The 7,866-nt window shown below is 68.3% G+C and carries 4 protein-coding genes; all 4 read right to left on the bottom strand.

What is annotated here, in order from left to right; all coding sequences use genetic code 11:
- Positions 1 to 1,286: hydantoinase B/oxoprolinase family protein (locus tag AB7O82_RS22575; RefSeq protein ID WP_428620215.1), on the bottom strand; the 1,286-nt coding region annotated here is incomplete at its 3' end.
- Positions 1,287 to 1,289: 3 nt separating this feature from the next.
- Positions 1,290 to 3,386: a hydantoinase/oxoprolinase family protein gene (locus AB7O82_RS22570; RefSeq protein WP_428547609.1), complete on the bottom strand. Its 2,097-nt coding sequence runs from the start codon at positions 3,384 to 3,386 to the stop codon at positions 1,290 to 1,292.
- Between the two features lie 335 nt (positions 3,387 to 3,721).
- Positions 3,722 to 5,323: a hydantoinase B/oxoprolinase family protein gene (locus AB7O82_RS22565; protein WP_428547606.1), complete on the bottom strand. Its 1,602-nt coding sequence runs from the start codon at positions 5,321 to 5,323 to the stop codon at positions 3,722 to 3,724.
- Entirely contained in the window at positions 5,320 to 7,455 is a 2,136-nt protein-coding gene (locus AB7O82_RS22560; RefSeq protein WP_428547603.1) for a hydantoinase/oxoprolinase family protein, read from the bottom strand. The genes AB7O82_RS22565 and AB7O82_RS22560 overlap by 4 nt, the downstream gene beginning before the upstream one ends.
- Between the last annotated feature and the right edge of the window lie 411 nt (positions 7,456 to 7,866).

Raw genomic sequence — 7,866 nt, 5'->3', positions numbered from 1 at the left:
TAGCGCCGGATGCGCAGCGGGTAGTTGGCCTCGATCATCTCGATCGGCACGTTGGACTGGTTGGCCCCCATATGCGGCACGCCGTCGGGCCCGTCGTGGCTGGCGGTGCCGCCCCAGGTGCCCATGACGGTCTCGCAGAAGACGAAGGGCTTGCCGTCCTGGTAACCGCCGAAGCTCGGCAGGGTCGAGCCGCCGCTGCCGTCGGCGGCAACCCGGTCCGGCACCGCCTGGGCCAGGGCGCCGAACATGCAGTCGATCACGCGATAGCCCGTGATGCCACGCGCGCCGGTCGGCGCGGGGTGCACCGAGTTCACCACCGTGCCAGCCGGGGCCCGTACCGTGATGGGCCGGGTGAAGCCATGGCAGTTGGGCACGTCGCTGGCCATGACCGAGCGCAGCGCGGTGTAGACGCCGGCCTTGGTGAAGGGCAGCGGCGTGTTGATGCCTCCCTTCACCTGCGGGCTGCTTCCGGCCCAGTCGGCCACGATCGTGTCGCCCGCCACGGTGACGCAGACCTGAAAGATCACGGGTTCGGGATCCTCGCCGAGTCCGTCGATGTGGTCGGTGAATCGGTACTCGCCGTCCGGGATCTCGCCGATCTCGGCACGCGCCAGCCGCTCGGCATAGTCGTGCAGCTCGTCGATATAGCGCAGCATCACGGCGGGCCCATGTCGCCTGAACAGGTCGGCATAGCCGCGCTCGCCTGCGACGCAGGCGGCGATCTGCGCCCGCAGGTCGCCGGTCACCATGTCGGGCACGCGCACGTTGAGCGCGATCAGCTCCCACAGCGCCTTCACGTCGCGCCCGGCCTCGACGAGCTTCAGGAAAGGCAGTCGGATTCCCTCCTGATAGATCTCGACCGCGCCCAACGCATTGCTGCCCGGCACGATGCCGCCGACATCGGCGTGGTGGGCGACCGTGGTGGCCCAGCCGACGATGCGCGCGTCGTGGAAGATCGGCTTGACGATATAGATGTCGGGCAGATGCTGGCCCGCGGCGGCATAGGGGTCGTTGCCGACGAACACGTCGCCCGGCTGCACATCGCCCTGGTAGCGCTCGATCAGGAACCGCATGGCATCGTAGAAGCTGCCGAGATGCATCGGCGTCGTGACGCCCTGCGCCAGGGTCTGGCCGGCCTCGTCGCAGATCGCCGTCGAGAAGTCCATCGAGTCGCGGACGATCGGCGAATGCGCGGTGCGCATCAGGATCAAGGCCATCTCGTCGGCGATGGTGTCGAAGCCGCTCTTCAGCACCTCGAGCAGGATCGGGTCGATGTCGTTGCGCATGGCTCAGCTCTCCGACAGTTCGACGAGGAGATTGTCGAAGCCGTCCCGCCTGACCGTGGCGTCCGGCGGGACCACGATGGTGCCTTCATATTCCTCGACGATGAGCGGCCCGGCCTGCGGCGTGGCACCGATCGCGGCGCGCGCCAGCACCGGAGTTTCGACCATGCCGAAGCGCTGGCCGAACCAGGCGCGCCGTCGGCAGGGTGCACCGGAGGACGCCACCGTGGCGGCGGCGGCCGACAGGCTCTTGCGGCCGGCGGTCGGCAGCGCACCGGTGACCCGCAGATTGACGATCTCGCCGGTGCGCGCTGCGTCGAGCCGATGGCCGTAAGTCCGCTCGTGCTCCGCGTCGAGAGCGCCGGCCAGCGCTGCGACGGTGGCCGCGTCGAGGCGGCCCGGCGGCACCGGCACGGTCAGCTCGAAGGCCTGAAGGCTATAGCGGAGATCGACCTGGCGGCGGAACTGCACCCGCTCGACCGGCGCATCGAGCTGGCGTGCGACGTCGCCCTCGAGCGCCTGGAAGGCGGCTTCCATTGAGTCAGGAGCGGTACCCGCGATCGGCCGCAGAAAGGCGCGCGAGAGGCCGAGCTCGACGTCGGCGAACAACAGGCCGAGGGCGCTGAAGACACCGGCGCCGGCGGGCACGATGATGCGCTGCATGTGGAGCCCGCGCGCCAGCTCGCCGGCATGGACGCCACCGTTGCCGCCGAAGGCGAACAACGCGAAGTCGCGAGGGTCTCGGCCGCGAAAGGTCGACACCGCCTTGACGGCCCGCATCATCACGGTCGTCGCCACCTGGTGGATGCCGAATGCCGCCTCGACCACCGACAGGCCGAGCGGCTTTGCCACCTTCGCCTCGATGACCGCGTGTGACTTCGCGCCGTTGATGGGAACGCTGCCGCCGGCCAATGCATGGGGATCGAGATAGCCAAGCACGACATTGGCGTCCGTGATCGTGGGCTCAGTGCCGCCGGCGTCGTAGCAGACCGGCCCCGGCACCGCACCGGCGCTGTGCGGCCCCACCTTGAGGGATCCCGCCTTGTCGAGCCAGACGATGCTGCCGCCGCCCGCTCCCACCTCCGAGATGTCGATCACCGGCAGTCGCAGGGCGTAGCCGCCACCCTTGACCAACCGGCTCGACAGCGAGATCCCGCCGCCGACCTCGTACTCGTCGGTGCGGACCAGCTTGCCGTCCTCGACCAGCGAGGCCTTGGCGGTGGTTCCGCCCATGTCGAAGGTGATGAGGTCGCGATAGCCAGCAAGCACGCCGGCATGGGTCGCCCCGATCACGCCGGCGGCGGGGCCGCATTCGACGATCTGCGCCGGCTTGTCCATGGCAACCCGGGCGTCGAGGATGCCGCCCGAGGATTGCATCATGAGGAGCCGTTCGCGCAAGCCCGCGTCGCCCAGACGCCGGATCAACGAGCGCAGATAGGCCCTCACCGGTGGGCCGACGAAGGCGTTGATCACGGTCGTGCTGGTGCGCTCGTACTCCCGCATCTCCGGCAGAATCTCGATCGACAGCGTGACGAAGGCGTCGGGCAGGGCCTGGCGGAGCGCCTCGCCGACACGGCGCTCATGCTCCGGATTGGCATAGGAGTGCAGAAAGCAGACGGCGACCGCATCGATCTTCTCGCGCTTCAGGCGCTCGATCGCGACCGACAGCGACGCCTCGTCCAGCGGAGTCAGGATCTCGCCGCGCGGCCCCATGCGCTCGACCACCTCGAGCCGAAGCTGGCGCGGCACCAGGGGCGGCGGCTTGACGTAGAGAGGCTCATAGAGCCGCGGCACGCGGATGCGACGCAACTCCAGCACGTCGCGGAAGCCTGCCGTGGTGATCAGCGCGGTGCGTGCGCCCTTGTTCTCCAGGATCGCATTCGTCGCGACGGTGCAGCCGTGCAGCACCTCGCCGAGTTCAGCCTTGTCGAGCCCGTGCTCGGCCAGCAGAGCCAGCACGCCGTCGACCACCGCCTCCGCGTAGTCGTGCGGCGTGGAGGGCAGCTTACGGGTGATCAGGCTGCCATCGGCCAGGATTGCGGCGATGTCCGTGAAGGTGCCGCCGATGTCGGCCGCGATGCGCAGAGGGTCCGTCCCGGTCATGACCGCGACGTCCGCCGTCCCGGGATCAGGTTGGTCAGCCACGGAGTGCCGCGCCCCAGGGCGCTAATATTGGCCGGACCAACAAAGTCCTCATCCTGAGGAGGTCGCGTAGCGACCGTCTCGAAGGATAGGCGACACAAGAGATCGCTGGAAAGCAGCCTCTAAGACCCCGACTTTTTGCCGACCAAAGGGCGAAGGTGACTTCGCCCTAATCGAGACGCGGCCCTCCGGGCCGCTCCTCAGGGTGAGGTCTCTTGTAGAGCTGGCGCCTATGAATGCCGCGCCCCACGTCATCGCTTCACTCATCGCACACCCCTGTCCCACCGGTGGTCTCGTCAATCGTCGGTGCCGGCGGTGGCACCCCAGCCGCCGCCACCGGGCGTCTCCACCACCACCATCTCGCCGGCGCGCAGGGAGAAGGTGGCCTTGCCGGGTTGCGGCGTGATGCGGCCGTCGCACGCGACTGTCGAATTGCGCCCCGGCGATCCCGACGTGCCGCCGCCGATACCGTAGGGTCCCGTCTTGCGCCGATCCGACTGCAGCGACACACGCGCCTCGTGGTCCACCACGCGCAAGGCGCGGACGATGCCGAGACCGCCCCGATTGCGTCCCCTGCCGTTCGAACCGTCGCGCAGCTCGTAGCGCTCCACACGAAGCGGGTAGGCGATCTCGAAGCTCTCGATCGGCGTGTTCATCGTGTTCGTCATGTTGCACTGGACGCCATCCTGGCCCGGTCCCATGGGCCGGCCGCCCTGTCCGCCGCCGATGGTCTCGATGTAGGTGTAGGGGCGATTGTTGCGCGGATCGCGCCCGCCGATGCCGATCAGGTTCATAGTGCCCTGGCTGGCCGCGGGCACGCGATCCGGCGCGAACTGGTGAAATACCTTCAGGATCGTATCGACCAGGCGCTGGGTCGTCTCGGTGTTGCCCGAGCAGACCGCCGCCGGATGCCTGGCGTTCAGGAAACTGCCTTCGGGCAGGTTGACCTGGACCGGCCGGAAGGTGCCGGCATTCACCGGCAGGCTGGCGTCGGTCATGACCTTGATGGCGAAGAACACAGCCGAGTAGGTCATCGGCGCGACCGCGTTGATGTTGCCGCGGCGCTGCGGGGACGAGCCCTCGAAATCGAGCAGGATGCGGTCTTTCGCGACCGTGACGGCGAGCTTTATCCCGACCGGCTCTTCCGACCAGCCGTCGTCGTCGAGCTGATCCTCGCCGCGATAGACGCCGGGCGGCAGCTCCGCCAGGCGCTTGCGCATGCGGCGCTCGGCATAGTCGAGCAGGGCGTCGAAGCCACGCATCAGAAGGCCGGTCCCATAGGTCTCGGCCAGTTCCTCGAGACGCCGCGCGCCGACCCGTATCGAGGCGAGCTGGGCATTGAGGTCGCCGCGGCGCTCCTCGGGCGTGCGCACGTTCGCCAGGATCATGCGCATGATGTCGTCCTGCAGCTCGCCTTTTCGGTAGAGCTTCACGGCCGGGATGATCAGGCCTTCCTGGAACACCTCCTGGCTCTTGCCCGGCATCGAGCCCGGTTCCATTCCGCCGACATCGGAATGGTGCGCGCGGGTTGCAACATAGGCGATGCGGGTGCCCTTCACATCGACCGGAGCCACCAGGGTTATGTCGGGCAGATGTGCCCCGCCAACATAGGGATCGTTGACGATGACGACGTCGCCGGCCTCGATCCTTCCGACTGCCGCGACTGTCGCCTGCACCGCCTTCAGCATCGCGCCCATATGGACCGGCACGTGCTCGGCCTGGGCGACCAGCTCGGCGTTGCAGTCGAAGATCGAGCAGGAGGCGTCCATGCGCTCCTTGATGTTGGGCGAGAAGGAGGTGAGCTTGAGGACCGCTCCCATCTCGTCTGCGACCGACTCCAGCGCATTGCGCAGCACCTCGAGCGTGATGGCATCGATGTCGTTGCGGCGGTCCGTCATTTTCCCACCTCCACGATCAAGCTTCCCTGGGCATCGACGCGCGCCACGTCGGCTGGATAGAGCACGGTCGTGGCCGAGACCTCCTCCAGCACGGCGGGGCCCTGGATGACGTTGCCGGCGAGCAGAGCCTCGCGCTGCCAGACCGGACAGTCGAGCCAGCCCGCGGCGGCGCCGGACAGCGATTCGAAGTAGACCTTGCGCGACCCGAGCCGCGCTGCCTCGGTTGGCTTCCCGCGCCCCTTGGCAGGCTGGGCGAGCTGCGGCGTATCGATCAGCCCGATCGCCGTCATGCCGAAGCTGACGATCTCGACCGGCGCATCCGTATCCGCATGGCCGAAACGCTGGCGATGGATCTCGTGGAAGCGCTCGGGCAGCGACGACCAGGTGGCTGCGTCGATCAGGTCGAGCGGCACCGCGAGCTCATAGGACTGGCCGATATAGCGCATGTCTACCCGTGCCGTGACGTGGCGGCGCGGCTCGGGTACGCCGTCCTCGTCCAGCAATCGGCGTGCTTCGGCCGCCATCGGGGCGAGGATCGCCTGGCCGCGCGCAAAGCCGAAGTCGGCATAGGGACCAAGGTGGGTCTCGATCAGGTCATGGCGGAGATCGGACACCAGCATTCCGAGGGCGCACAGGATGCCAGGCGTGGGCGGAACCAGGATGCGCGGAATCGCCAGCTCGCGCGCCACGGCGGCACCGTGCATTGGCCCCGCGCCGCCGAACGGTACCAGCGTCAGGCGCCGTGGATCGTGGCCGCGCTCGACGGACACGACGCGGATGCCGCGGACCATGTTGGCGTTCGCGACCCGCACGATGCCAGCGGCGGCCTCCACCACGGACAGGCCGAGCGGCCTCGCGACCTCGACCTCGATCGCGCAATGGGCCGCATCCTTGTCGAGCGTCAGGTCGCCACCGAGCTTGGTGTCCTCGCCGAACCGACCGAGCACCAAATTGGCATCGGTTACCGTCGGACGCGTGCCGCCGCGGCGATAGCAGGCGGGACCCGGCACCGCTTCGGCGCTGATCGGCCCGACCCGCAGCGCGCCACCGTCGTCGATCCACGCGATCGAGCCGCCGCCGGCACCGATCGCGTTGATGTCGATCACCGGGATTCGGACCGGGATGCGCGCGAGGCTGGCCTGGCGCGTCACCTGCGGCTTGGCGTCGAGGATCAGGCTGATGTCGGTGCTGGTGCCGCCCATGTCCATCGTGACGATGTCGCGGATCCCCGAAAGGGCCGCGACATGGGCGCTGGCGACCACGCCTCCGGCGGGGCCGGACAGCACCGTGTGGACCGGCTTGGCGCGTGCGGTATCGACCGTCATGAGCCCACCCGAGGCTTCCATGACCATCACGGGCCGGTCGGACCTGAGTCCGAGCCCGGTCTCCGGGTCGGACAAAAGTGCCACGAGCGAGCCCAGATAGTTGTCCATCACGGGCATCAGGTAGGCGTTGAGCACCACCGTGCTCGCACGCTCGTACTCGCGAAACTCGCTCAGGATCTCGGTCGAGCAGCAGACCACGACGGTCGGGAGCGCGGCCGACAGGATCGCCTTGGCGCGACGTTCGTGCTCGGGGTTGGCGTAGGCGTGCAGGAAGCAGATCGCGACGGCGAGCACGTCGGTTCGCCTGATCTGGGCGGCGATCGCGGCAACGCCAGGCTCGTCGAGCGGGGTGATCTCACGGCCGTCGGCACCGATGCGGCCGGCAACGGTGTAGCTGTCGGCGCGTGCCGCAAGCGGGTCGGGCCGCACTTGGGTGAGGTCATAGAGGCTCGGTCGATCCTGGCGCCCAATCGACAGCAGGTCTCGGAACCCCTCATTGGTCACGAAGGCGGTGCGGCCGCCCTTGCGTTGGATCACGGCATTGGTCGCGGTCGTCATGCCATGGCCGACATAGTCGACCTCGGCGCCGGTACGCTTCTGGAGCGCAAGCGCCCGCTTCAGCCCTTCGACAGTCCCGATGGCGCGGTTCTGGGGTGTGGTCGGGACCTTGGCGACCGTGACGGTCCGGGTCACCGAGTCGTAGGCGAGGCTGTCGGTAAAGGTACCGCCGACATCGGAGGCGACCCGCAGGCGAAAGCCGAGGCCATCGATACTGTGGCGCGGGTCGGTGACAATACCGGGCTTCAACAGAGGCCTCTGGTGTGAGGGTGGCGTGCCGCGTTGATTGTTCACCGGCAGCTGCCGGGGCACAAAGTCTTTCTTCGCGCGGGCGTTGAGCAAAGGCTTCAACGTCCCGGATACCATCCTGCCTCGACAGCGAAGCGGGCGAAGAACTGCTCCTCGAAACGCCTGATCCGGAACCTCGGGCTTCGAGGTGACGGCAGCGGGGCGCGGCCACAAGTGGCTGCCGCACTACGCGCAGTCGACGCCCGAGACGGTGTGGTGGTGCTGGGGCCTCAACGAGGAGCAGGCCAGGCGCGGCGGGTTGCGATCAAGGCCGGCCAGTCGCTGACCTAAGCCGACGTGGCGATGGGTGAGACGCTGACGGCGGTGATGCTGCGCCGCGAGATGGAGCGCGCCTTCGCGCCGGCGGAGAGG

It is taken from the genome of Reyranella sp., assembly GCF_050185545.1.
GTDB lineage: Bacteria > Pseudomonadota > Alphaproteobacteria > Reyranellales > Reyranellaceae > Reyranella.
Note: the sequence above shows the minus strand (reverse complement) of the source record. Positions and strands in the feature narration are given on the sequence as shown.

What these genes read in the sequence shown, in the direction of transcription:
- AB7O82_RS22570 (WP_428547609.1), bottom strand. Translation starts at nt 3,386, where the DNA reads ATGACCGGGACGGACCCTCTGCGCATCGCGGCCGACATCGGCGGCACC.
- AB7O82_RS22565 (WP_428547606.1), bottom strand. Translation starts at nt 5,323, where the DNA reads ATGACGGACCGCCGCAACGACATCGATGCCATCACGCTCGAGGTGCTG.